This is a genomic window from Syntrophus sp. (in: bacteria) (assembly GCF_040768185.1).
Taxonomy (GTDB): domain Bacteria; phylum Desulfobacterota; class Syntrophia; order Syntrophales; family Syntrophaceae; genus Syntrophus; species Syntrophus buswellii.
Genome location: NZ_JAXGNC010000005.1, coordinates 92798 through 117022, shown reverse-complemented (window position 1 = coordinate 117022; position 24225 = coordinate 92798). Strand labels below are relative to the sequence as shown.

At 59.4% G+C, this 24225-nt stretch carries 22 protein-coding genes and 1 tRNA gene; 18 read left to right on the top strand and 5 right to left on the bottom strand.

The features are described 5' to 3' along the window. Positions 1-82 precede the first annotated feature (82 nt). The 4 genes from AB3175_RS07120 to prmA form a co-directional block, all read right to left on the bottom strand. A tRNA-Phe gene (locus AB3175_RS07120) sits at positions 83-158 on the bottom strand. 72 nt (positions 159-230) lie between these two features. Further along, positions 231-698: an RDD family protein gene (locus AB3175_RS07115; protein ID WP_367360257.1), complete on the bottom strand. Its 468-nt coding sequence runs from the start codon at positions 696-698 to the stop codon at positions 231-233. A 33-nt stretch (positions 699-731) separates the two neighbouring features. Beyond that, positions 732-1529: a 16S rRNA (uracil(1498)-N(3))-methyltransferase gene (locus AB3175_RS07110; protein WP_367360256.1), complete on the bottom strand. Its 798-nt coding sequence runs from the start codon at positions 1527-1529 to the stop codon at positions 732-734. Then, complete coding sequence (prmA, locus tag AB3175_RS07105) at positions 1487-2446, bottom strand: 50S ribosomal protein L11 methyltransferase (protein WP_367360255.1); 960 nt, start codon at positions 2444-2446, stop codon at positions 1487-1489. Before prmA ends, AB3175_RS07110 begins: the two co-directional genes overlap by 43 nt. 213 nt (positions 2447-2659) lie before the next feature. Between prmA and AB3175_RS07100 the strand changes: the two genes are divergently transcribed. From AB3175_RS07100 to AB3175_RS07015, 18 genes are all read left to right on the top strand, one after another. Continuing rightward, complete coding sequence (locus AB3175_RS07100) at positions 2660-3310, top strand: bifunctional precorrin-2 dehydrogenase/sirohydrochlorin ferrochelatase (RefSeq protein WP_367360254.1); 651 nt, start codon at positions 2660-2662, stop codon at positions 3308-3310. After that, positions 3307-4122, top strand: coding sequence for an inner membrane protein YpjD (locus tag AB3175_RS07095; protein WP_367360253.1), 816 nt, complete (start codon positions 3307-3309; stop codon positions 4120-4122). The genes AB3175_RS07100 and AB3175_RS07095 overlap by 4 nt, the downstream gene beginning before the upstream one ends. Before the next feature lie 4 nt (positions 4123-4126). Further along, positions 4127-5398: a glutamyl-tRNA reductase gene (gene hemA / locus AB3175_RS07090; RefSeq protein ID WP_367360252.1), complete on the top strand. Its 1272-nt coding sequence runs from the start codon at positions 4127-4129 to the stop codon at positions 5396-5398. A gap of 18 nt (positions 5399-5416) precedes the next feature. Beyond that, positions 5417-6349, top strand: a complete 933-nt coding sequence (hemC, locus tag AB3175_RS07085) for a hydroxymethylbilane synthase (protein WP_367360316.1) — start codon at positions 5417-5419, stop codon at positions 6347-6349. Between the two features lie 56 nt (positions 6350-6405). After that, entirely contained in the window at positions 6406-7926 is a 1521-nt protein-coding gene (gene cobA, locus AB3175_RS07080) for a uroporphyrinogen-III C-methyltransferase (RefSeq protein WP_367360251.1), read from the top strand. An 80-nt stretch (positions 7927-8006) separates the two neighbouring features. Next, a complete protein-coding gene (locus tag AB3175_RS07075; RefSeq protein ID WP_367360250.1) occupies positions 8007-8978 on the top strand; it encodes a YbgA family protein in 972 nt (323 codons plus the stop codon). A gap of 175 nt (positions 8979-9153) precedes the next feature. Next, positions 9154-9477, top strand: a complete 324-nt coding sequence (locus AB3175_RS07070; protein WP_367360249.1) for a DUF6504 family protein — start codon at positions 9154-9156, stop codon at positions 9475-9477. A 422-nt stretch (positions 9478-9899) separates the two neighbouring features. Continuing rightward, positions 9900-11135, top strand: coding sequence for a serpin family protein (locus AB3175_RS07065; protein WP_367360248.1), 1236 nt, complete (start codon positions 9900-9902; stop codon positions 11133-11135). A gap of 84 nt (positions 11136-11219) precedes the next feature. After that, positions 11220-11621, top strand: a complete 402-nt coding sequence (locus AB3175_RS07060; RefSeq protein WP_367360247.1) for a pyridoxamine 5'-phosphate oxidase family protein — start codon at positions 11220-11222, stop codon at positions 11619-11621. A 101-nt stretch (positions 11622-11722) separates the two neighbouring features. Further along, positions 11723-12916: a 12,18-didecarboxysiroheme deacetylase gene (ahbC, locus tag AB3175_RS07055; protein ID WP_367360246.1), complete on the top strand. Its 1194-nt coding sequence runs from the start codon at positions 11723-11725 to the stop codon at positions 12914-12916. A 47-nt stretch (positions 12917-12963) separates the two neighbouring features. Beyond that, the gene (hemB, locus tag AB3175_RS07050; RefSeq protein ID WP_367360245.1) at positions 12964-13938 is read left to right on the top strand and encodes a porphobilinogen synthase; all 975 of its coding nucleotides are present in this window, start codon (positions 12964-12966) and stop codon (positions 13936-13938) included. Continuing rightward, positions 13935-15020 carry a heme b synthase gene (ahbD, locus tag AB3175_RS07045; RefSeq protein WP_367360244.1) on the top strand — a complete coding sequence of 362 codons (1086 nt, stop codon included), beginning with the start codon at positions 13935-13937 and terminating at the stop codon, positions 15018-15020. The genes hemB and ahbD overlap by 4 nt, the downstream gene beginning before the upstream one ends. A gap of 27 nt (positions 15021-15047) precedes the next feature. Then, positions 15048-15563 (top strand): AsnC family transcriptional regulator, encoded by a 516-nt coding sequence (locus tag AB3175_RS07040; protein WP_367360243.1) that lies wholly within the window; start codon positions 15048-15050, stop codon positions 15561-15563. A gap of 24 nt (positions 15564-15587) precedes the next feature. Further along, complete coding sequence (locus tag AB3175_RS07035) at positions 15588-17159, top strand: bifunctional UDP-sugar hydrolase/5'-nucleotidase (RefSeq protein ID WP_367360242.1); 1572 nt, start codon at positions 15588-15590, stop codon at positions 17157-17159. Further along, complete coding sequence (locus AB3175_RS07030) at positions 17156-17356, top strand: hypothetical protein (RefSeq protein ID WP_367360241.1); 201 nt, start codon at positions 17156-17158, stop codon at positions 17354-17356. Before AB3175_RS07035 ends, AB3175_RS07030 begins: the two co-directional genes overlap by 4 nt. A 184-nt stretch (positions 17357-17540) precedes the next feature. Continuing rightward, entirely contained in the window at positions 17541-20270 is a 2730-nt protein-coding gene (gene polA / locus AB3175_RS07025) for a DNA polymerase I (protein WP_367360240.1), read from the top strand. Positions 20271-20417: 147 nt separating this feature from the next. Then, the gene (locus AB3175_RS07020; RefSeq protein WP_367360239.1) at positions 20418-21470 is read left to right on the top strand and encodes a D-alanyl-D-alanine carboxypeptidase family protein; all 1053 of its coding nucleotides are present in this window, start codon (positions 20418-20420) and stop codon (positions 21468-21470) included. A 327-nt stretch (positions 21471-21797) separates the two neighbouring features. Continuing rightward, positions 21798-21986, top strand: coding sequence for a hypothetical protein (locus AB3175_RS07015; protein WP_367360238.1), 189 nt, complete (start codon positions 21798-21800; stop codon positions 21984-21986). 226 nt (positions 21987-22212) lie between these two features. On the opposite strand, the gene AB3175_RS07010 is transcribed toward AB3175_RS07015, so the two are convergent. Beyond that, on the bottom strand, positions 22213-24201 hold the full coding sequence (locus AB3175_RS07010; protein ID WP_367360315.1) for an alpha-amylase family glycosyl hydrolase: 1989 nt from the start codon (positions 24199-24201) through the stop codon (positions 22213-22215). Between the last annotated feature and the right edge of the window lie 24 nt (positions 24202-24225).

Below are 24225 nucleotides of genomic sequence, written 5' to 3'. Positions count from 1 at the left end.
CAATCAAGGAAAAATGTAGTCAACAGTAGTCAACAGGCATGAAAAAAGGGTTACGAAAAAAATTCGCAACCCTTTGATTTAATGGTGGGTCAGGACAGAATCGAACTGTCGACACTCGGATTTTCAGTCCGATGCTCTACCGACTGAGCTACCGACCCAACCTGATGTCGGAGTGGTTTGAAAACTGAGTGACTGATTATAGGATGTGCCCTGGTTTGTCAAGGCCTTTTTTAATCTCCTTCAGGGGTGGATGGTTCGTCATTCCGGTGAATGACCAGGGTTCCGGCAATTTTGTCATGCCAGCCCTGCTTTCTACTGTCAAACATTATCCAGAGGAACCCAAGGAATAGAATCAATCCGGAAAAAATGGAGCCCACCCAGCGGAGAAAAGCGATGCCGAGGGTCATCTTTTCGCCGGAGGACTGGATGACCTGGAGGCCGAAGAGCATCTTTCCCGGCGTCCGGCCGGATATGCCGTGAAAATAGGTGAAATAGAGCATCCCCAGGAGTTGGGTCGTCAAGTAGTAGATCAGGGCAAAACGCCCCAGGGTTTTTTCCGGCTCCAGGCCGTTAAACCCCGCGCTGAGGCCGGACAGGCCGACCAGAAAGAAGAGAAGGCAGATAACAAAAAGGATGATCTTGTCCACGAAAAAGGCCATGGCCCTTTTCCAGAATCCTCCATACCGGTAAGAAGTCATGGTGCTGTTCCTTGAAAGATTGTTGTCAGATTTTTACTTTTCGGAGAAGGCGTCAAACAGGCCTGCCTCATATTGGAGAATGGCCAGGATGGCAATGGCCGCTGTTTCCAGTTTGAGGATTTGTTTTCCGAGGCCGACGGAAACAAACCCCGATGTCCTTGCCTGTTCAACTTCTTCCGGGGTCAGCCCTCCCTCCGGTCCCACGAGAAAGGAAAAATCGCGGGCTCCGGAAAAACGCTGCAACGCCTTTTTCAACCCCAGGCGGGATTCCTCTTCCCAGAAGATCAGTTTGGCCGCATCCGGTTCAGAAGCCTTCAGCATGTCTGTAAAATCCTGAATTTCCGTTATCGCCGGCACATCACAGCGGCGGCACTGCTTTGCCGCTTCCCGGGCGATCTTGCGCCATCGATTGATTTTATGAAGCGCCTTTTCCGGGCCCAATATCGGAACGGATCGCTCGGAGGAAAAGGGCCGAATCTCATCGACACCCAGCTCCGTGGCTTTCTGGACAATGAAATCCATTTTCTGAGCCTTGGGAAGCGCCTGGATAAGGGTGATACGAGCGGGCCTGTCCGCTGCAGCATTCGTGTCGAGAATTTCCACAAGGGCCTGCTCAGCGGAGATGGTGACGATGACGGCGGAGTGATCCCGGCCCGTGCCGTCAAACAGGGTAAGCCTGTCGTCCGCCCTCATCCGCATTACCGAGCGCACATAATGGAGATCATCTTCAACCAGAACACAGCAGCTGCCCACGGACAAAGGTCCCGGGTAATATAGCCTGGGGAGGGTCACGGCTGATTCGTCTCTTTTTTCAGCACATAACAGACCCATTCCTTTTCCGACAGGCTGGATAAGAGTTTCAGGGGTTCACGGAAAAAATGGGCTTCAATGTCACTCTGGTTCTGATCGATGATTCCGGAGAGGATCAGGTAACCTCCCGGGCGCAGGAGGGATGTCAGCGTTTTCTTGAGTTTGATCAGCAATTTGGCCGTCAGGTTGGCAACAATCAGGTTGTAGGTGTCCTTCAGGGTGCTTATTTCCTCCTGGGTGACGGAAACCCGGTCGCCCACGGAATTGATGATGATGTTTTCCATCGCGATTTCCGTTGCTTTCGGGTCGATGTCCACGCAAAGTACCCGTTCCGCCCCCAGCTTTGCGCAGGCAATGCCCAGGATGCCTGTTCCGGTACCCACATCCAGAACGTTCAGAGGTTCCGGAAAGCGGTGCGTGAGAATAAGAGTTTCCAGGGCTTCCAGGCACATCCGCGTGGAGGCATGCTGGCCCGTCCCGAAGGCCATTCCGGGATCGATTTCGATGACGGTATCCCGCCCCTGGGGGGTGTAGCGCTCCCAGGTCGGCTTGATGACGATTCCTCGACTGACCCGGAGCGGTTTGAAGTACTTTTTCCACTGCTCCCCCCAGTCCGGGTCCGTGATGATCTCCGTGGCCAGTTCCGGGGCATCGAGCTCGGGGAAGATCTGGGAGAGGCTCTCAAGGTACGATTTAAGCGAAGAGACGCGGGTTTCCAGGCGAACGTCAAAGGGGAGATAGGCATTTACCGATTCCTTCGAGGCCGCTCCAGGAAAGTCGCCGGACGACTGGATCTTATTCTCTTCCTGGTAAACGCCTTCAGCTCCCAATTCCGTTACAAAATTGGATAGCGCGTCCACCAGCTCGGGTGGAGAAGACAGCACGATTTTCAACCATTTTCCCTTGTTGCCCGCGTCCTTTGCGGTGCGGCTCGCCATGGTTCGGCCTCCTGAAATGGACTGGAAAAACCCTTCCCTCGATAACATCCCGGACGATCTGTTCCGCATCCGAACAGCCTTCCGGCAAAACAAGCGTGCTGATTTATAACCCCTTTCCGTCGATATTTCAAGCGGCTTGAAATTTCATGGCCATCATGATAGCGTTCACTCTCCGTTCTTAATAGAATGCAGGTATCAGGGTTTGTCTTCCAGATGAAATACTATCCCGTTTTTTTTGATTTGAGAGAGAAAATCTGCCTTGTCGTTGGTGGTGGGGGCGTTGCCGAACGCAAGGTCCGGCGGCTTCTCGAATGTGACGCCGCTGTCCGCGTGGTCGGCGAATGCCTTTCCGGGGGGCTGCAAACTCTGCAGAAGGAGGGGCGGATCCAATGCCAGGTTGGCCGGTATTCCCCATCCTGCCTGGATGGCGCGTTCATGGTGATCTGCGCCACAGACGACAGGGCCGTCAACGAGCAGGTGATGCAGGATTGCAGGAAGCGCGGGATACCGATCAATGTAGTGGATGATCCGGAGCGCTGCGATTTCATCCTTCCCGCCATTGCGGAACAGGGGGATTTGAGCGTCGCCATCTCCACGGCTGGAAAGAGCCCTGCCCTGGCCAAACGCCTGCGCCAGGAACTGGAGCGCCAATACGGGCCGGAGTACCGGGAACTCCTTGACATGCTTGGGGAGCTCCGGAAGCGGAGATTGGCGAAGGGACATCCTTCCGAGGAGAATCAAAAGGTTTTCGAGGCCATTGTCTTTTCAGACATCCTGGAGCACCTGCGAAAGGGAGACCGGGCCGCAGCCGACGAGAAAATCCGCCGTCTTGCCGGGGAGGATCTGGAACGGAACGAGCCATGACACCCTTTCTTTTCAAAGCGGCCTTTTGCGCCTATCTGTTGAGTACACTGGGCTACGTGACTTCCATTCTGGGGAAGCGGGTCCGGATTGCGAGGGCGAGCCTATGGCTGATGAGCGCCGCGTTCGGCTTTCATTCCCTGTTTCTTCTTTTCAGAATCGTTGAAAGGGGGCACATCCCGATCCTGGGTTACCATGAAGTCCTCAATTTATTCGCCTGGATCATGGCCGGGATCTTCATCTTTTTTCAATTCCGCACCCGGACGGTGGTCCTGGGGGCGTTCGTGTCTCCCGTTGTGCTGCTGATGATGATCTATGCCAGCCGCGGGATCGGGTCCGTGGCGGTGATGCCCGCCGTTCTGAAGGGGAACCTCGTGCCGGTGCATGTTCTCCTTTCCGTAACTGGAGAGGCCCTCTTCGCCCTGGCCTCATGTGCGGGAGCCATGTATCTGCTGCAGGATCATTTCCTCAAGCGGAAAAAGGCCCGGCGCGTCAGTTCAATCCTCCCTTCCCTGGGGGATCTGGATCGGATCAATCACCTCTGCCTTCTCTGGGGGTTCCCCCTGCTCACATTGGGAGTCCTCATGGGGGCCTTCTGGGCTCGAGTGGTCTGGGGAAGCTCCTGGCAGTGGGATCCGAAACAGGTCTGGACCCTGGCCGTCTGGGGGACTTATGCCGTGCTGCTTCACCAGCGCCTGGCCATCGGCTGGAAGGGGCACAAAACCGCCGTGTTTTCGCTGTTGGCCTTCCTCTTTTTCCTGACGGCCTTTCTTGTGGGAAAGAACCTCTTCCCGACGATCCACCGGTTTGTTTGAAATCATGGGCATTCTTCTTATCGGCATGAGTCATAAAACGTCTCCCCTGGCGATCCGGGAGCGCCTTTCTCTGTCCTGCGAAAATTCCGGTCATCCCCTGGAGCGGCTCCGGCAGATGCCGTCGGTTCGGGAAGCCCTCTATCTGGCCACGTGCAATCGTGTGGAGGTGCTGGTCTGCACGCCGGACCAGGCGGAGCGGGAGGCCGGGGAAGGGTTGAAGGCCCTGCTCGCCGAGCGGGCGAAGATTACCCTTTCTGAACTGGAGCGCTGCCTGTACGCCTTTTCCGATGCGGAGGCTGTGCGCCATCTTTTCCGCGTGGCATCAAGCCTGGATTCCCTGGTCATGGGAGAGGCGCAGATTCTCGGTCAGGTCAAGGAGGCCTATCGCGTCGCTGTGGAGCATGAGGCGACGGGGATGATGCTGAACCGGATTCTCCACCATGCCTTCCAGGCGGCCAAGCGGGTGAGAACGGAAACGGGCATTGCCGACAATGCCGTGTCCGTCGGGTTTGCGGCGGTTGAACTGGCGAAGAAGATCTTCGGGAGGCTGGAGGGGAAGGCGATCCTTCTGGTGGGGGCGGGGGAGATGTCGGAACTTGCGGCCCGCCACCTGTTGAAGCAGGGTATTTCAACCATCTTCGTCGCCAACCGGACGTATGCGCGGGCCGAGGAAATCGCCGGCCTCTTCGAGGGAACGGCTGTTTCCCTGGAGCAGATTCCGGAAGTTCTGAAAAAAGTGGACATCGTGATCAGCTCCACCGGCGCGCCCGATTATGTGCTGACCCGGGAAATGGTTGCCTCCGCCCTGCACCGGAGGAAAAACCGCTTTCTCTTTCTTATCGACATCGCCGTTCCCCGGGACATCGAGCCGTCGGCCGGGGAAATTGACAACGTCTATCTCTACAATATCGATCATCTTCAGGAGCTGGTGGATGAAAACCGCCACCTCCGCGAGAGGGAAGCGGCCAAGGCCGAGATCATCCTCGAGGAGGAGATTCAGAACCACCTGGACTGGATTTCCAGCCTGGAAGTGGTGCCCACCATCGTGCGGTTCCGGGAGAAGATCGAAGGGATCATGAAAGCCGAACTGGAAAAGTCCGCCTCGTGGCGACAGGCGCTCAGCGAAAGCGACCAGAATCATGTTGAAAGCCTGGTTTCTTCCGTCGTCAACAAAATCCTTCATGAACCCACGGCGTGCCTCCGGGAGGAGAGCCGGAACCGGAACGGCCTCGCGTACGCCGCCGCCCTGAGGCGGCTGTTCAAGCTGGAAAAATAGAAGGGGAGGGGAACGCACATTCGAGAGAAACTGAACATCGGAACAAGGGGGAGTGCCCTGGCCCTGACTCAGACGCGGCAGATCGCGGCGCTTCTGCAGCGTCACTATCCAGCGATGCGGATTGAGGTGGTGGTGATCAGGACCAGCGGCGATATCCAGAAGGATGTGCCCCTGGCCAGGATCGGAGGCAAAGGACTCTTTATTAAGGAAATCGAAGAGGCCCTGCTGGCCGGGACAGTCGACCTGGCCGTCCACAGCATGAAGGATCTGCCTGCCGAACTGCCTGAGGGGCTCAGGATTGCCGCGGTCCCGTTGCGCGAGGACCCGAGGGATGTCCTCATCTCCGGGACGGGGCTTGGGATCGGTGAGCTGCCTGCGGGGGCGCGAATCGGGACAGGCTCCCTTCGCCGGATCGTTCAGTTGAGCTCCTGGCGGCCCGATCTGGAGATCCTGCCGATCCGCGGCAACCTGGACACGCGGATCCGGAAGGTGACGTCGGGGGATCTCGACGGAATCGTCGTGGCTGCGGCGGGCATCCGCCGGATGGGATGGGCCGGGCAGGTGACGCAGTTTATCCCGGCGGAAAAAATGCTGCCGGCGGTGGGGCAGGGGGTTCTCTGCCTGGAAACCCGCTGCGGCGAAGAGGATCTGGACGCCGGCCTCGCCTTCCTGGAAGACGAACGGACGCGGCGGGAGGTGACGGCGGAACGGGCCTTTCTGAGGCGCCTGGGCGGCGGCTGTTCCCTGCCCGTGGCTGCCTTTGCCGAGGAGCGGGAGGGCTCCCTGACCATCCGGGGGCTCGTGGGAAGCCTGGAGAAGGGAAAGATGATCCGCCATGAACTTCAGGGAAAGGCGGCAGACGCCGCCGACCTGGGAACAGAACTGGCCGATGCCCTTCTGGACGGGGGCGGGCGCATTCTTCTGTCTGCGTTGAACAGCGGGCAGCCCTGAAACGGGCCTCATTTGATCAGGCCCCGGTAACGAAAGAAAGCAGAGATGATCATGTTATGAGCAGGAAGGGAAAAGTCTATATTATTGGTGCGGGACCGGGAGATCCGGGCCTGATGACGTTGAAGGGAGCGAAATGCCTCCAGGAAGCGGAGGTGGTGATCTACGACCATCTGATCAGCCCCGAACTTCTCGACATGGCGCGCAGGGATGCTCGCCTCATCTATGCGGGAAAGGAAGGGGGCCGGCATACCCTGTCGCAGGCGGAAATCAACCAAAGGCTCTTGGAGGAAGCCGGTTCGGGGCGTGTGGTGGCCCGTCTGAAGGGCGGCGATCCCTTTGTCTTCGGGCGCGGCGGGGAGGAGGCGGAAGAGCTGGCCCGGGCGGGCATCCCCTTTGAAGTCGTTCCCGGCGTCACGTCGGCAATCTCCGTTCCTGCCTATGCGGGAATCCCCCTGACGCATCGCCGCTTCACGGCATCCGTGGCCTTCGTGACCGGCCATGAAGATCCCCTGAAAGAGCAGAGCGAGATCGACTGGAAGTCCCTGGCCGGCATGGGTACGCTGGTTTTTCTCATGGGGGTCCGCAATCTGCCCCAGATCGCGGCCAGCCTGGTTGCCCGGGGTAAAAAACCGGACACCCCGGCGGCCATGATCCGCTGGGGAACGACGGTGGATCAGGAGACCCTGACCGGCACGCTGGCCGATATCGCCGAACGGGCCGAAGCCGCTGGATTCAAGCCGCCGGCCATCCTGGTGGTCGGCGGAGTCGTCGGCCTGCGGAAAGATCTGAACTGGTTCGAGACGCAGCCCCTCTTCGGAAAGGGCGTCGTGATCACCCGACCTGAACCCCAGGCGGCTTCCATGGCCGCCCTGCTGCGGGATGCCGGGGCGCGGGTCGTTTCGTTCCCCACCATCCGGATCGCCCCCCCGGAAAGCTGGGATGAACTGGATGCGGCGATCCAGCGCCTGGAGACGTATTCCTGGCTGATATTCACCAGCGCCAACGGCGTCCATCATTTCCTGGAGCGGCTGCGGGCCGCCGGCAAGGATCTGCGGGATCTGAAGGGAATACGGCTCTGCACCATCGGTCCCGCCACGGCGGCGGTTCTTGAAGGCCAGGGCCTCCGCGTCGACCTGGTCCCGGAGACCTATCTCTCCGAGGGCGTCGTAGCGGCCTTCGAGCGCTACGACCTTTCCGGACAGCGGATTCTCCTCCCCCGGGCGGAGAAGGCCCGCGATGTCATTCCGAATGAGCTGGCCCGCAGGGGAGCCTCCGTGGATGTTGTGACGGCCTACCGAACGGTGAACTCCGGCCGGAAGGCGGCGGAACTGGCGGAGCAGATCGCCCTGGGGCGTGTGGATGTCCTCACCTTTACGAGCCCCTCCACGGTGACCAATTTCCTGGAGATCATGGGGCCGGATTTTCTTCCCATCCCCGCGGGCATCCGGGTGGCCTGCATCGGACCCGTGACGGCCGCCGCCGCCAGGAAAGCCGGCCTGCCCGTGGATATCCTACAGGAGGCGTACACCGTTCCGGGCCTCGTGGAGTCGCTCAAAGACTTTTTTGCCAGAGGTTGAATGCTGGAGCATTCTCCAGTTTCTGTTCATATCTTGTTGCTCGATAAAGGACCGCAGGGTCCATTAGGAGGGATACAGCCATGCCGGGAAGCTTTCCGAAACCCGTCGTTGTGGTCAGCAAATGCCTGGGCTTTGATTCCTGCCGCTATGACGGCTCGAAAATCGATACGCCCTTTGTGGAAAAGCTCAAGGCCCATGTGACGTTCCTGCCTGTCTGCCCCGAAGTGGAGATCGGGTTGGGCGTGCCGCGCAAGCCCATCCGGATCGTCTTCGACAGTGGGAAAAAGGCCCTGTATCAGCCGGCCACGGGAAAGGATTTTTCCGGGCCGATGCAGAGCTTCGTCGAGACCTTCCTCGATTCCCTGGCGCAAGTGGACGGATTTTTTCTGAAAAGCCGTTCGCCTTCCTGCGGGGTGGGAGACGCCAAAATCCACGACGGCTTTGAAGAGGGGGCGCGCACTTTCAAGGGGCGCGGGTTTTTTGGCGACGCCGTCCAGGAGCGCTTTGCCGGGCTGCCTGTTGAGGATGAAGGGCGGATCCGCAATTTTTCGATCCGGGAGCATTTTCTATCCCGGATTTTTCTCTTCGCCCGTTTTCGCGAGGTGAAGGCCAATGGGACCATCCAGGGGCTGGTGAATTTCCATTCGGCCCAGAAACTCCTGCTCATGGGGTACAACCAGGCACAGATGCGCCTTGCCGGCAAAATCGTCGCCAACCACGAGAAAGCCGATTGGAAGACGGTCGTAACCCGCTACGAAGAGCACCTGGAACGGGCGCTGGCCCACCCGCCGCGTTTTACGGCGATGATCAATGTCCTGCTGCACGCCTTCGGCGGGTTCTCGGAAGTGCTCTCGAAGGAGGAAAAGGCCTTCTTCCTGGAGAGCATCGAAGAGTACCGGGACGAACGGATTCCCCTGAGCGTCCTGCTTCACATCTTACGGGCCTGGTCCATCCGGTATAAGAATAACTATCTCCTGGGGCAGACCTTTCTTCAGCCCTATCCCCTGGAGCTGGTGGAAATCTCCGATTCGGGGAAGGGCAGAGACCGGTAACGGCTGCGCCGGAGAAACCCCGGCCTTCCGCTCCCGGCCCCTCCGTTTGCGCCCCTTCAGGCAGGACCCGGCCTGCCGTTTGGTCCGAGGCGCGCCTTCGCCGAACCGGCGGGCGGCACCCTGGCCGCTTATTCAGAAGCAGCTCCCCATCCGGAGCTGCAGGAGATTCTGGATCATGAGCGAGCGGTTTATCAGTGAAGCCTTGATCCCTGTCGTTTCCACCTGCGACACCTCGCGGATGGCCGCCGGGGAGCCCGGTCTGCCGCGGGAGTTCCTGTGGCGGGGCCGGAGCGTTGAAATCGCCGCGGTTCTCCGCACCTGGCGCGAAACGGGAACGTGCCGCCACGGCAGCCCCGAGCGGTATGTCCGCAAACACTGGTTCGAGGTTGCCACGACATCCGGGGACGTCCTGAAAATCTACTTCGAAAGACAGCCCCGCCGCGGAAAGAAGGAGCCCCGCTGGTGGCTCTTCAGCATCCGGGGACCGGGGGAACATTGAAATACGAAGCATGATTTTTCAGACCTGACAAAGGCAACTTCTCCCTGGCGGCTCACGCCCCCTTGAGGTCATTGATCAAGGGATCGCCTGCCAGAAGTTGGTGAGATTCGACGTCCTTTTCGGTACAGGCCCTCTCTTTGCGCATGTGGGGATAGATCCTTGCTGCTTCAACAGTCAAAGGAAAACAATCGCGGGAACGGATCCCTTGGTCGACCTGAAGGGCGTTCTGCATTCCTGTGCGGTCCGGGTCAGTCAGGGCAGAAGCGGCGCTTGAGCCCTTCGCCGCTGCCGTCCGGGGTTTTGAAAAAGGAGGGGGTCGGGAACAAAGGGGTGTCCGGACCTGTCTAACCACAAAAACGAAGGATCACCTGGGCAGGAACGGGCGAACTGGAGACATCCTGCCCATGAAGAAAGGGAACCCTATGGGAAAAATTCGAAAGGCTTTTTGTTCGTTGCTCCCCTTTGGCGCAGCGCTGGCGATTTTTCTGGCGGCTCCGGTGATTTTGGCTGACGCTGAGGGGGTGCCTATGGAACCCCTGGTCAAAGGCAATACGGCCTTTGCCGGAAAACTCTACGCGGAATTGAGGAGCACGGAAGGCAATCTCTTCTTTTCCCCCTTCAGCATCTCCTCGGCGATGGGCATGACCTACGCCGGGGCGCGGCAGAACACGGCAAGGGAGATGGCGGAAGTCCTTTTCTTTCAGATGGAGCCGGAGCAGCTGCCTTCGGCCTTCAGGCGCCTCAATTGTGAACTGGCGGCCAATGCCTGCCGGGCGGGCCAGAAGCTCCGCATCGCCAACGGGTTGTGCCTTTCCGGGGGCGATGTGAGCCGCGATTTCAAGACCCTGCTGAAAGAAAACTTCGACGCGGAGCTGTTCTCCGGCGGGGTGGACGAAATCAACGGCTGGGTCAGGGAGAAAACGGAAGGGAAGATCGAGAAGATCCTCGAAGGACTCGATCCCAACTCGGTCTGCGTCCTCCTGAATGCCGTCTATTTCAAGGGCCGGTGGGAGAGCCGCTTTCGGGAAAGCGACACCCGCGACGCCCCCTTCAGGGTGTCGCCCGGCCATGAGGTGACGGTTCCCTTCATGTTCCGGAAAGGCGATGTTTCGATCCTGAGGAAGCCGGATTTCCAGGCCGCCTCCATCCCTTACGAAGGGAACACCCTGTCGATGGTCGTTCTGCTGCCCGCCGAGGCGGACGGGCTGGGCCGCCTTGAAAGGCGGTTGACCGGTGAAAACCTGGAGCAGTGGCTGGAAGAGCTCGATGCCTCCCCCGCCGGAGAAACGGAGCTTTATCTTCCGAAGTTCAAGCTGGAGACGGGGTACGACCTCGTGCCCCCGTGCAAAGCCCTGGGCATGAAGGACGCCTTCGACGCCTCCGGCAGGGCGGACTTCCGCGGCATGGGCTGGCGGAAAGGCGAGCTGTGGATTTCTCAGATCAAGCACCGGGCCTTTGTCGAGGTGAACGAAGAGGGGACGGAGGCCGCCGCCGCGACAGCCGTCGCCATGGTGACGAAGGCGATCCGGGAGTCCCCGGTGTTTCGCGCCGACCATCCCTTTCTCTTTCTCATCCGGGACAACCGGACCGGGACGATCCTGTTTCTGGGCCGGATCGTCAATCCCGCGGACGCGACCCGATCGGTCAAAGTTCCTTGACGTACTTGTGAATGCGGGTTAAGAATGCAGTGGCATCTGGCTTGAGGAATCAAGCCAGCATAACAACGTTCAAGGAGGTCAGCTATGGAGACTGCTCTGGAGTTCATCAAGGCCAATCCGGTTTTCCACCTCGCCACGGTCGAGGGAAATCAAGCCCGTGTCCGCCCCTTCGGTTTTGTCATGAAAAGAAACGGCGCCCTCTACTTCTGTACGAACAAAAGCAAGGACGTGTACAGGCAGCTGGTGCAGAATCCGGATATCGAGATTTCCGGTATGGGAAAGGACAGCTGGCTGAGGATCCGGGGCCGGATCGCCTTTGACGACAGCCGTGAGGGCAAGGCCCAGGTTTTCGAAGAGATGCCGGATCTGCTGAGAATGTATCCCAAGGGGGCGGATGACGAACTTTTTGTGACCTTCTACTTTACGGCGGCGGAAGCCAAGCTGTTCACCTTTGCCGCGGCTCCGAAAATTATTCCCCTTGTCTGAGGGCCGTAAAAACGAGCGAAGGACAACTTCGAAAACATGAACGCTTCTGCCGGGGGCGCTCCCGCTCCCCCAAAAAGCAGAAGGCGATATAAGGTTGAGATATGATTGGTATTTCCAAGCTTTACTGCGGGGCGGTCGAACCGGCGGATGTGCTTCGGTACAACCGGGAATCAGGCCGGCTGCCCTCCCATCTGCTCCAGTTTTCCAAGGACAAGCGCCCGGTCGTCGTCTGGAACATGACCCGGCGGTGCAACCTGAAGTGCGTCCACTGCTACTCCAGCTCCCAGAACATCCAGTACAGCGATGAGCTGACGACGGCGGAAGCCAAGGCGATGATCGAGGACCTGGCCGCCTTCGGCAGCCCCGTCCTGCTCTTTTCCGGCGGCGAACCCCTGATGAGGGAGGATCTTCCGGAGCTTGCCCGGTACGCTGTCGAACGGGGCATGCGGGCGGTGCTGTCCACCAACGGGACCCTGCTTACCCGGGAAAAGGCGGCGGTGCTGAAGGAGATCGGCCTGTCCTATGTCGGCGTCAGCCTCGATGGCCGGCGCGAGACCCATGACCTCTTCCGGGGCGTCTCCGGCGCTTACGCGGCGGCCATGAAGGGGATCTCAATATGCCGGGACGAGGGGATCAAGGTCGGGGTGCGCTTTACGATCAACCGCCGGAACGCCGCCGACATTTCCGACATCTTCGACCTGCTGGAGGCGGAGGACATTCCCAGGGTCTGCTTCTATCATCTCGTGTATTCCGGGCGCGGTTCCGCCCTGGTCGCCGAGGATCTCTCCGCAGAGGAAACCCGGCAAACCGTGGATCTCATCCTGGACCGGACCCGAGACCTCTTCGAGCGGGGGCTGCCCAAGGAAGTGCTGACCGTCGACAATCATGCCGACGGCCCTTACCTTTACCTGCGGCTGCTGAAAGAGGACCCCCGGCGGGCGGCGGAGGTGATGGAACTTCTGCAGATGAATGAAGGGAACAGCTCCGGCAACGGCATCGGCTGCATCAGCTGGGACGGCGAGGTCCATCCGGACCAGTTCTGGCGGGGCATTTCCCTGGGCAACGTGCGCCGCAGACCCTTCAGCAGGATCTGGACCGATGAGGAGAACGGGCTGCTGATGAAGCTCAAGGACAAGAAGCCCCATCTGAAGGGCCGCTGCGCCACCTGCCGCTGGCTTGAAGTCTGTGGCGGAAACTTCCGGGCGAGGGCGGAGGCGGTGACGGGAGATCTCTGGGCCCCCGATCCGGCCTGTTATCTGACAGACGAGGAGATCGCGCCGCCGGACAAGGCCTGAATTTCAGGATAGATCCGGAACAACTCAAAAAGCGAGGTGACGAACCCATGAATTTTCCTGAATATCGACCGCGGCGCCTCCGGAAGAACGAACTCTTCCGGAAGCTCATCCGGGAAACCCGCCTGTCCGTGGACAACCTCATTTTCCCCCTCTTCGCCACCGTGGGCAAGGGCGTGAAAAAGCCCATCGGTTCCATGCCGGGCCATTTTCAGCTTTCCGTAGACCTGCTGGTGAAGGAGGTGCAGGAATGCCGGGCACTGGGGATTCCCGCGGTGCTGCTCTTCGGGATTCCGGACAAAAAGGACGAGGCCGCCTCCGGGGCCTTCGCCAGAGATGGAATTGTGCAGCAGGCGGTCCGGCGGATCAAGGACAAGGTCCCGGATATCCTCGTGGTGACCGATGTCTGCCTGTGCGAATACACGGACCACGGCCACTGCGGGATGATCGAAAAGGGTGAGGTCCACAACGACATGACCCTTGAGGTTCTGGCGGAGACGGCCGTCTCCCACGCGAAGGCCGGGGCGGACATGGTGGCGCCGTCGGCCATGATGGACGGTCAGGTCGGGATGATCCGCGAAGGGCTCGATGAAGCGGGGTATGAAACCGTTCCCATTCTGGCCTATTCGGCGAAATACGCCTCCTGCTTTTACGGACCCTTCCGGGAAGCGGCGGAAAGCGCCCCCCGCTTCGGGGACCGGAAGGCCTACCAGATGGACCCGGCCAACGGGGACGAGGCCATCCGGGAGATGAACCTTGACGTGCAGGAGGGTGCCGACATCCTCATGGTCAAGCCGGCCCTGCCCTATCTCGATGTCATCCGGCGGGCCAGGGAGGAATTCGACCTGCCCGTGGCAGCCTATAACGTGAGCGGGGAATTCGCCATGATCAAGGCGGCGGCTCAGCTGGGCTGGCTTGACGAGGAGAAGGCGATGATGGAATCCCTGACGGCCATTCGCCGGGCCGGTGCGGACATGATCCTCACCTATTTCGCCATGGAAGCGGCCAGGGTTCTGCAGCGATGAGCGCCCCCCTTCTTCCCTCAACCCTGCGGATGGTGGCCTGGGAGGTGACCCGGAGCTGCAATCTCTCCTGCATCCACTGCCGGGCCTCATCACAGAGGGGCCCCTATCCCGGTGAGCTTTCCACGGAACAGGGGAAGAAGCTTCTGGAAGAGATTGCAGCCTTCAGCCGGCCGATCATCATTCTGACGGGGGGTGAGCCCCTCCTGCGGGATGATATCTACGAACTGTCCGCTTACGGGGATGGGCTGGGATTGCGGATGGTCCTGGCGACCAACGGCACCCTGGTGACGGAGGAGATCGCCCGGCGGATGCGTGAGGCGGGGATTCAGCGGGTCAGCATCAGCCTGGACGGGCCGGATGCCGCCAGCCACGACGCCTTCCGGCAGATGCCCGGAGCCTTCGCCGGCGCGCTGGAGGGCATTGAAGCCCTGAAAAAGGCGGGAATGGAGTTTCAGATCAACACGACGATCACCAGCTCCAACCGCCATTCCCTATCCGCCATGATGGAGCTGGCCGTCCGCCTTGGGGCCGCGGCCCATCACATCTTTCTGCTGGTCCCCACCGGCCGGGGGAGGGACCTCGCCGGCCAGGCCATTTCTTCACAGGATTACGAGGACACCCTCCAGGCCTTTCATTCGGCGAGCCTGACCAGCCCCATTCTCTTGAAGGCCACCTGTGCACCCCATTATTACCGCATTCTCCGCCAGAGGGGCGGCGCCGGAAGCCAGCCGCCGCCTGAAGGCCACGGGGGCCTCCATGCCGTGACCCGGGGGTGTCTCGGGGGGATTTCCTTCTGCTTCATATCCCACACCGGATCGGTGCAGCCCTGCGGCTATCTGGAACTGAACTGCGGAGAGGTCACGGAGACGGGGTTCGAGGGGATCTGGAAGAATTCCGCCGTGTTTCAGAAATTGCGAAATCCGGAATCATACAGCGGAAAGTGCGGCCGCTGCGAGTTTTTCCGGGTCTGCGGCGGCTGCCGCGCCCGGGCGCATGAGCTGACGGGCGACTACCTGGCGGAAGAGCCCTTCTGCGTTTATGAACCGAAGGGAAAAGGGGCACCGCGCGGGGCGGATTCGTAGCCCCTCATTTAGGACGGAGAAAGCGGCATGGATGCCCTCGATAAACATCTTCTGAATCTGCTCCAGACGGATTTCCCCCTGGAGGCGGAACCCTTCCGGGCCGTGGCGGAAAAGCTGGGGATTTCAGAAGATGAGGTGCTGCGCCGCATTTCAAGCCTCAAGGACGAGGGTGTGATCCGGAGGATCGGGGCCGTGCTGGACAGCGCAAGGCTCGGTTTTGCCAGTCGCCTGTGTGCCGCCCGGGTTCCCGAAGAGCGGGTGCCCCTCTTTGTGGGCCGGGTCAATGTCCTTCCGGGCGTGACGCACAACTACGGGAGAAGCCATGCCTGCAATATCTGGTTTACCCTGATCGCCCCATCGGAAGAGGAGCTGGAGGGGACGATCGAGCGCCTTTCCGAGGAAACGGGGATCGAAAACATCATGACGTTCCGGGCCGCTCGAACCTTCAAAATCGACGCCAAATTTCTGTTCGATGAGCCCCCGCCGGAAGAGGAGACGCCTCCCGCGCAAGACTGGGAAGGAAGGCCCTCTACGCCATCATAAAGAAAAAGATCGTTTCAACGGAACATGAAAAAGCTTCTCCTGCTGATTCTGCTTGCCTCTGTGTTGTTTAGCCTCTCCGTTCTGGGTGTTCCCTGCCGGCTCGATGCCGGGGAAAAAAGGCAGATCCGGATCCTGCATGTCAATGATTTTCACGGTTTTGCGGAGCCATACAGGCCCTACGGTTCCGATGAACTCTGGGGCGGCGCGGCATTCCTCGATGCGGAGATCCGCTCCCTCCGCTCCGATCCAGCCGTTCCTACCCTGCTGCTCGCGGCGGGCGACATGATCCAGGGGGACAACTGGGCCAATCTTTTTCAAGGGCGATCGGTCATCGAACTGATGAACGCCATGGCCTTCGACGGCATGGTTATGGGCAACCATGAACTGGATTTCGGCCAGGCGGCTTTGAAGGAGAGGATCCGTGAGGCGACGTTTCCCGTCCTGGCGGCGAATGTCCGGGGAATTCCGGGGTTGAAGCCTTTTGTGATCAAGGAAATCGGTGGTGTGAAAGTTGCCGTGATCGGGCTGGTTACCGAGCGCACCCCCCTGTGCACCCATCCGGCCAATGCCGTGGGACTGACCTTTCTCTCCCCGAGAGCGTCTTTGGAGGCCGACCTGCCGGAGCTTCGCAAGGCTGCCGATGTGGTGATCGTTCTGACCCATCTCGGGCATGATGCCGATCGGGTACTGGCACAGCAGGTAGCCGGCGGCGTGGATGCCGTGATCGGCGGCCATTCCCACACGCGGGTGGCGAATCCCCCCGGAATCGGCAATGCGCCGGTTCTTCAGGCCTGGGAGCATGGCAAGGCCCTGGGTGTCCTGGATCTTACCCTCGAGGACGGCAGGGTAACGGCTTACAGCGCCCGCCTGGTCGATGTGAAACCGGGTGGCCGTCCCGCCGAAGGGCCGGTGGCGTCGCTCGTCGGTCGCTATTCGCAGCGGATGGAGGCCCTGTTGAGCGAGGTGGTCGGCCGGACCCGGATTTCCCTTAATGCCGCGGAGGCGCGATATCGGGAAACCAATTTCGGCAGTTTCGTGGCGGACGTTGTCCGTCGCACCGCGGGGGCGGACGTCGCCCTGATCAATGGGGGGACCCTCCGCAGGAGCATCAGGAAAGGTCCGATTGTGTTGAAGGACCTCCATTCGGCTCTGCCGTTCAACAATTATGTCGTGGCATTCCGGCTGCGGGGAGATAAGCTTCGAGAGGCTTTGGAGCATGGTGTGGCGGCTGTGGAAGCGCGCGACGGCGCCTTTCCCCAGATTTCCGGGATGACGGTTGCCTATGATTCTTTAAAGCCGCCGGGGCGGCGGATACAAAGGATAACCGTAGGCGGGCGTGAGCTGGAGTCGGGGCGGGAGTACACGGTGGCGACCCATGATTTTCTGGCGGCGGGCGGCGACGGTTACAAGGTGTTCGGGGAGGTCGTCTCGGCTGAAGATCTCGCCCATCCGGCCGAAGGAGGCCGGCAGGGCTCGAAGCTGGTCTACAATGACGCCAGCCGCTGGTTGCGTGATATCGTGGCCGACACCATCCGGACACTTCATGAAATCCGTCCGCTGACGGAAAACCGCATTGTGGAGGTTTCCGCACCGTGAAAGTCTATGTCAACGGCCATGCCGTTTTCCTCATGGAGGGGATGACGGTCCGCCATGCCCTGCTGGCGTCTCAGTTCGGGGAGAGCTGGGAGAAGGCCGCCGTTCGTGATGAATGGGGCAATGAAGTCGGCATGGAGGGCGCTCTCCAGGAGGGCCAGAAGCTCCATGTAACGTTCTCTCCGCACGATGCAGAATAACCGCAGGCCCCGTCGTCAGCCCGAACGCCCCGGATGACCGCCATGGAAAAAGGCGGCGGGGCTGAAATGCAAGGAACCCGGACCGAAAGCCCTGCCTTGCGAAAGCGCGGCTAGGGGTGGATTAGGAGGGGTTTCTATGGTATGGAAGACGAAAACTCAGCAGGGCTGAACAGTCAGGATTCTTATGCCGACAGGGAAAAACGGGAAAAACAAGGGAAGTGACGCCGTCTATCTGATCGACGGCAGCAACTATCTCTACCGGTCTTTCTATGCGATCCGGGAGCTTTCCAATTCCCGCGGCTTTCCGACCAACGCCGTTTACGGATTCACCAATATGCTCATCAAGCTCCTGAGGGAGCATGCTCCGCCTTACATTATCGTGATCTTCGATCTCCAGGGTCCGACCTTCCGCCACGAGACCTACGACCAGTATAAGGCGACCCGGAAACCGACTCCCGAGGCCCTGATTGCCCAGATCCCTTCCGTCAAGGAGATGATCCGCGGTTTTTGCATCCCCATCCTGGAGCAGCAGGGAATCGAAGCGGATGACCTGATCGGAACCCTGGCCCGCCGCTTTGCCGGAGAGGGACGGAAGGTCGTCATCATTTCGGGCGACAAGGACATGATGCAATTGATTTCTCCCGAAGTAACGATGATCGACACCATGACCGATCGGACGTATGACGAAACCGCGGTCAGGGAGCGTTTCGGGGTGGAGCCGGAGAAGGTTCCCGAAATCCTGGGGCTGATGGGAGACCTCTCGGACAACATCCCCGGCGTGCCGGGAATCGGGCCGAAAGGCGCCCGGCGGCTCATAGAAGATTACGGGAGCATTGAAGAGGTCATCCGGAATGCGGATCGCTTGCACAACGCCAAACTTCGGGAAAGCATCCGGGCGTACACCGATCAGGCCCTGCTGAGCCGGGATTTGGCCCGCATCCGCACCGATGTGCCGCTGAACTTCGACCTGGAAGAGGCCCGTCTCCGGAAACCGGACCGGGAGGCCCTGACCCGCCTGTTCCGGGAGATGGAATTCTCCTCCCTGCTTGAGCAATTCAGCGTCCATGAGGACCCCGGGGAAAGGGCATACCCTGTTCTGCAGACCCCCGAGGCCCTGGGCGCTTTCCTGTCGCCCCTGAAAGAGGGCGGTATGCTGGCGCTGGAGATGGTGCTGTCCCATCTGGAACCGATGCGGGCTGAATTGATCGGAATGGCCCTGGGGCGCGCCTCCGGAGAAGCGGGTTATCTCCCGCTGGCGATTCCCGGAGAGGAGGAATCCCGCGAGTCCCGGGAGGCGCGGGTATGGTCTGTTCTTTCCCCGTTTCTGGCCGATCGGAACGTGACTCTGGCGGGTCACGACATCAAAACGGCCCTGATCGTTCTGTCCCTGAAAGGAATGGAGGTGACGGGCCCTCTCCTGGACACGATGGTGGCGGCTTACATCCTCAACCCGGCGCGGCGGGGCTTCGAGCTTTCCGAGGTCGCACAGGACCATCTGCAGCGCCGGATTGACTCCCTGCGGAACCTGACCGGCAGCGGATCCCAGGCGCTGTCCCCTGCTTCCCTTCGGGTGGAGAGCCTCGCGGAGTTTGCCTGCCGCAGGGCGGAGGCCGTTCGGGATCTTGCGTCCCGGCTGACGGCAAAACTGGAGGAAGCGGGGATGCGGCAGCTCTTCGAGTCGGTGGAGATGCCCCTCGTGCCGGTGCTGGCCGCCATGGAGGAAAAGGGCGTTCTCCTCGATCTGGAGCTGCTGAACAAAATGTCTCAGGAACTGGAATCTCTCCTGGCCCTGTCGGAGGGAAAGATATACGCCCTGGCCGGGGAAAGATTCAACATCGCATCCCCCAAGCAGCTGCAGGTGATCCTGTTCGACAAACTCGGCCTCCCCAGGGGCAGAAAGACCAAGGGAGGCTATTCCACCGATGTCGATGTGCTGAGCAACCTGGCCCTGAACCATGAACTGCCCGCTGAGATCCTTTCCTACCGGAGCATGACCAAACTGAAATCCACCTACATCGATGCCCTGCCTCTGCTGGTCAATCCGAGGACAGGCAGGATCCACACCTCCTATAACCAGGCGGTCGCCGCAACGGGGCGGCTCTCCAGCAGCAATCCCAACCTCCAGAACATCCCGGTCCGCACCCTGGAGGGAAAGCGCATCCGCCAGGCCTTTATTGCACCGCCGGGCTGCTATATCGTCTCCTCCGATTATTCCCAGATTGAGTTGCGCGTGCTGGCCCACCTGTCCGAAGACCCCGTCCTGATCGACGCCTTTATCGCCGGTGAAGACATCCACAGCCGGACGGCCGCGGAGGTCTTCGGCGTCTTTCCGGAAATGATCAACGCGGAAATGCGCCGGCAGGCCAAAGTCATCAACTTCGGCGTGCTCTACGGGATGAGCGCCTTCGGCCTGTCGAAAGAGCTGGGCGTTTCCCAGAGACAGGCCCAGCTTTACATTGACGGTTATTTCAACAGATACACCGGTGTCAGGAATTATCTCGACAGAATTCTCGCGTCGGCCAGGGAACGGGGGTATGTGACGACTCTGCTGAGCCGCCGCCGCTATCTTCCGGAGATCGACAGCAGCAATGCCGCTGTGCGGCAGCTGACCGAACGGATGGCTATCAACGCCCCGATCCAGGGCACGGCTGCTGATCTGATCAAAATGGCCATGCTGAAGATCGCCGCCCGCCTCCGGGAAGGGGGGATGAGGTCGGCAATGACCATGCAGGTTCACGATGAGCTGGTTTTTGAGGTGCCCCGGGAAGAGAAGGATCTGCTGGTGGATCTGGTCCGGCAGGAGATGGAAGGGGTTTTTCTGCTGAAGGTGCCTCTGAAGGTGGACATTACCGTCGGACGAAACTGGGATCAGTCTCTCGTGCAGCGTCCCGACCAGCCGGAAAATGCGATGTGATCAGAGTGGAACAGGCCGGGCGGCCGGCCCTTCGAGCCGCCGATGAAGATTCCGGCGTCATGGGGGCAGGAAGAGGCCGCAGGCGCGGCGGATGGCCCGGTACGCTGAGACGAAGCTGATAAACAGAGAAACAGGAGTACCTGAAGGATGAAGAAGTTTTCCGTTTTGCTTTCCCTTTTGCTGATGATGATTTTCTTTTATCCCGCGGAATCGATGGCCCGCAACGAGGAGAAAAAGAAGGCTCCCGCAGCCAAAACGGCTCTCAAAAAGGCAAAGAAGTCGCCTGGAAAGGTTCAGGATAAAAGGAACAGCCGCAAGAGCAGCGCCCCCGAAATCCAGTCCGCCATCCTGATGAATATGAACAACGGACGGATCCTTTATGAGGAGAATGCGGACAAACCCCTGCAGCCCGCGTCCCTGACCAAGGTGCTGTCTCTTTTTCTGACCTACGAGGCAATGGGCAAGGGAAAGGTCTGCTGGATGGATCCTGTGTTGATCAGTTCCGCCGCCCGGCAGGCGGACGGGTCGAGAATGTATGTTGAAGCGGGGGAAAGGGTCCCTCTGGAAGTCCTGATCAAGGGGATGACGGTCATATCCGCCAATGACGCCTCCGTGGCGGTGGCGGAGCATGTCGCCGGAAATGTCGACCGCTTTGTCGAGCGAATGAACCATAAGGCCGCCGAGCTCGGGATGAAGAGCAGCGCCTTCCGGAACCCAAACGGTCTGCCGGCGGAAGGGCAATACACCACGGCGCGGGACATGCTGATCCTGGCCAATGCTTATCTCCACCGTTTCCCGGGCTCCCTGGCCCTTCATTCCATGCGGTTTTATCGTTACAAGAACATCACCCAGCACAACTGTAACGCCCTTCTGCAAAAATATCCCGGTGTGGACGGGCTGAAAAGCGGTTTCGTCCGGGCGGCGGGGTATCATCTCATTGTAACGGCCCGCCGGGGCAACACCCGCCTCATTGCCGTCGTGATGGGGGCGAGAAATCCGGAAATCCGGGTGCGGGAATGCCGGAAACTTCTGGACATCGGATTTCAGATGCTTTCGGCGGACAGTGGCGGCCATACAACAGCCGCAGAAAGGGCGTTTTTCGCACAGCCGCGGTTAGAGAAAGTCCCCGAGCGTGCGATAAAAGCACGCTATTCGTGCGATATGTGCACGCACCGTAACTACTTCAATATACACGTATAAATTGAATATCGCCCTGCCGCTTTGCCTTTAACAGGCAGATATCGCACTTTTTGTCCTGCCCGAATAGCGTAGTACGGGCTCCTCCCCGGTATTCATCCAATCCATCCATTCCGCAGATAAATGTAAATCATTGATAATATATGTAAATTTCTCGGGCTTTCTGGATGGCGATCTGGAGAGAAAGATGGAATTGAATTTGGTATTGCTCTTGCAATAGTTATGGTCAAGCGTGAAATGTTGTAGAGAACGGTGAACGACCAAGGGGTTCTCGCTTCTGAAACTGTGTCCGGTTAACGCGGAGTAGGACAGGCGGTTGGTTGTTGTTCCATGAGTCAGGAGTGCACAAAAGAAAAATCGCCCGGTGAAGAACAGCGGAAGAAGCTGTCCGGTGACTCGAATCAGGCCGCTGTCGCAAATGAGTACGAGTTTTTTCTTTCGGAAAGTGATCTTTCCGAGGATAAAGAGATAGGGGAAAACCAGAAAAGCGATTTGATGGACTTTTTCCTCTCGAAGTAGCGGAAGTAAGTGTTTCTCGTGTGACCATTTCAATAGAGCGGTGGGTGGTTGTTTCCTCCCCTCCTTTCCCACCCACTGCTCTCGTCTCGTGATCTGAGAGCGGATCTTACAAGATGATTCCTTTCAGTGTCCATAATGGTGGATGGTTTTTGGCTCCCTCCTTTTCCATCCACCATTTTTTTATCTTCCAACCCTTCCTTTCAACTCCCAATCCGCTTCAGACCATTTAATCCATCCGCCGCAAAACCAGGGCCGATCGAGTCGGAAGATAGAGGCTGGCATAATGCCCTGTCGGCCCCCCGGGCTGGGGCCGGGAGGTGGTGAAGTAAACCTGGCCGGGCTCAAGCCGGCCGTGGCCGCCGAATTCAGGTGCATCGCTGTCGAGGATGAGCCGGTACTTCCCGGGCAGCAGGTCAACCGGATAAGAAGTGAAGGATTGATGGGGATGAAAACAGAAGAGGAAGACCAGCCCTGCCCGGTGGAAACCGAGAAGCAGGTGCTCCTGGTTTTCCAGGATCAGGTGCGGTCCCGGGGAATTCAGAAGGTCATGCTGGTCCGCAAGGTGCATCATGGCCTTGTCGAACTCCGCAAGGAAGCGGTAACGAAGGTTGGCGTCGTCCCTGAGGTGCCACTGGCGGCGTGCATAATGGTAAGACCAGTTGTTTCCCTCACGGGGGAAATCGATCCATTCGGGGTGACCGAATTCGTTGCCCATGAAGTTCAGGTAGCCATTGCCTGCGGTGGCCAGTGTGATCAGGCGGATCATCTTGTGAAGGGCAATTCCCCGGTCTACCAGGAGATTGGGTTCAAAAACGTTCATGTGGGTGTACATGCCCGCGTCGATGAGGCGGAAGATGATCGTTTTGTCCCCCACAATGGCCTGGTCGTGGGATTCCGCATAGTTGATCGTTTTTTCGTCAGCCCGCCGATTGGTGAGTTCGTGGTACAGGTGACCCATGGGCCAGTGTTCGTCCGGGATTTCCTTCAAAAGCCTGATCCAGTAGTCGGGAACTCCCATGGCGAGGCGGTAATCGAAGCCGAAACCGCCCTCCTCCGGAGGGGTTGCCAGGCCGGGCATCCCACTCACATCCTCTGCAATGGTGATGGCATCGGGCCGCACAATATGGATTACCCTGTTGGCTAGAGCGAGATAGGTCAAGGCATCCTCATCCACATTCGCATTGAAATAATCCTCGTATCCGCAAAAGGCTTTTCCCAGTCCATGATCCAGGTAAAGCATGCTGGTCACACCGTCGAAGCGGAATCCGTCGAAGTGATACTCATCGAGCCAGAAGCGGCAGTTCGAGAGAAGAAAGTGAACGACTTCCGGTTTCCCGTAGTCAAAGCAGCGGGAGTCCCAGGCGGCATGATCCCCCCGCGGGCCTTCATGGAAATACTGGTAGAGAGTCCCGTCGAAGCGGCTGATTCCTTCCTCTTCGTTCCTGGCGGCATGAGAATGGATGAGATCCATAATGACCGCTATCCCCATCTCATGGGCGGCATCCACTAGCTCCTTGAGCTCCTCCGGCGTGCCGAAACGGGATGATGCGGCGAAAAAGCTGGATACGTGATAGCCCAGGGAGCCATAGTAAGGATGCTCCTGGATGGCCATGAGCTGAAGGGTGTTGTAGCCGGCGTCAGCCACGCGGGGCAGAACCCGTTCCCGGAATTCCGCGTAGGTTCCGACCTTCTCCTCCTCCTGGGACATGCCGATATGGGCTTCGTAGATCCGGGGGGCCTCCGCCGGCCGGCGGAAGAGGGGATGGCGCCAGGGGTAGGGATGTTCCGGTTCCCAAACCTGTGCGGTGAAAAGCTTCGTATAGTCGTCCTGGACAGCCCGGCGCGCATAGGCGGGAATCCGCTCGCCTTCGCCGCCCGGCCAGCGGACCAGGAGTTTGTAAAGCTGGCCTGAGCGAAGCATCCGGTTGGAAAGGCGTACTTCCCAGTCCCCCCTCTCCCCGATTCTCTGAAGAGAAAACTCCTGTCGTTCGCGCCATTCGTTGAAGTCGCCGATCAGGAAAAGTGCGGTGGCATTGGGAGCCCATTCGCGGAAGATCCAGTCGTCTCCCTCGCGGTGCAGGCCGTAATACTCATGACCCGAGGCAAAATCGGCCAGACGGATCCGCCCTTCGGTAAGGCGCTGCTCCATCGTGCGGATTTGTTCCAGCCGGCGCCGGATTGCGGGAAGATACGGGGACAAGTAGGGATCGTTCATCAGTGACATGGGTGAGTTCCTGGT

What these genes read in the sequence shown, in the direction of transcription:
- AB3175_RS07010 (WP_367360315.1), bottom strand. Translation starts at nt 24,201, where the DNA reads ATGAACGATCCCTACTTGTCCCCGTATCTTCCCGCAATCCGGCGCCGG.
- AB3175_RS07020 (WP_367360239.1), top strand. Translation starts at nt 20,418, where the DNA reads ATGAAGAAGTTTTCCGTTTTGCTTTCCCTTTTGCTGATGATGATTTTC.
- AB3175_RS07065 (WP_367360248.1), top strand. Translation starts at nt 9,900, where the DNA reads ATGGGAAAAATTCGAAAGGCTTTTTGTTCGTTGCTCCCCTTTGGCGCA.
- AB3175_RS07035 (WP_367360242.1), top strand. Translation starts at nt 15,588, where the DNA reads ATGAAAAAGCTTCTCCTGCTGATTCTGCTTGCCTCTGTGTTGTTTAGC.
- AB3175_RS07040 (WP_367360243.1), top strand. Translation starts at nt 15,048, where the DNA reads ATGGATGCCCTCGATAAACATCTTCTGAATCTGCTCCAGACGGATTTC.
- AB3175_RS07015 (WP_367360238.1), top strand. Translation starts at nt 21,798, where the DNA reads ATGAGTCAGGAGTGCACAAAAGAAAAATCGCCCGGTGAAGAACAGCGG.
- AB3175_RS07095 (WP_367360253.1), top strand. Translation starts at nt 3,307, where the DNA reads ATGACACCCTTTCTTTTCAAAGCGGCCTTTTGCGCCTATCTGTTGAGT.
- AB3175_RS07110 (WP_367360256.1), bottom strand. Translation starts at nt 1,529, where the DNA reads ATGGGTCTGTTATGTGCTGAAAAAAGAGACGAATCAGCCGTGACCCTC.
- ahbD (WP_367360244.1), top strand. Translation starts at nt 13,935, where the DNA reads ATGAGCGCCCCCCTTCTTCCCTCAACCCTGCGGATGGTGGCCTGGGAG.
- hemB (WP_367360245.1), top strand. Translation starts at nt 12,964, where the DNA reads ATGAATTTTCCTGAATATCGACCGCGGCGCCTCCGGAAGAACGAACTC.
- cobA (WP_367360251.1), top strand. Translation starts at nt 6,406, where the DNA reads ATGAGCAGGAAGGGAAAAGTCTATATTATTGGTGCGGGACCGGGAGAT.
- hemA (WP_367360252.1), top strand. Translation starts at nt 4,127, where the DNA reads ATGGGCATTCTTCTTATCGGCATGAGTCATAAAACGTCTCCCCTGGCG.
- polA (WP_367360240.1), top strand. Translation starts at nt 17,541, where the DNA reads ATGCCGACAGGGAAAAACGGGAAAAACAAGGGAAGTGACGCCGTCTAT.
- prmA (WP_367360255.1), bottom strand. Translation starts at nt 2,446, where the DNA reads ATGGCGAGCCGCACCGCAAAGGACGCGGGCAACAAGGGAAAATGGTTG.
- AB3175_RS07075 (WP_367360250.1), top strand. Translation starts at nt 8,007, where the DNA reads ATGCCGGGAAGCTTTCCGAAACCCGTCGTTGTGGTCAGCAAATGCCTG.
- AB3175_RS07070 (WP_367360249.1), top strand. Translation starts at nt 9,154, where the DNA reads ATGAGCGAGCGGTTTATCAGTGAAGCCTTGATCCCTGTCGTTTCCACC.
- ahbC (WP_367360246.1), top strand. Translation starts at nt 11,723, where the DNA reads ATGATTGGTATTTCCAAGCTTTACTGCGGGGCGGTCGAACCGGCGGAT.
- AB3175_RS07100 (WP_367360254.1), top strand. Translation starts at nt 2,660, where the DNA reads ATGAAATACTATCCCGTTTTTTTTGATTTGAGAGAGAAAATCTGCCTT.
- AB3175_RS07115 (WP_367360257.1), bottom strand. Translation starts at nt 698, where the DNA reads ATGACTTCTTACCGGTATGGAGGATTCTGGAAAAGGGCCATGGCCTTT.
- AB3175_RS07060 (WP_367360247.1), top strand. Translation starts at nt 11,220, where the DNA reads ATGGAGACTGCTCTGGAGTTCATCAAGGCCAATCCGGTTTTCCACCTC.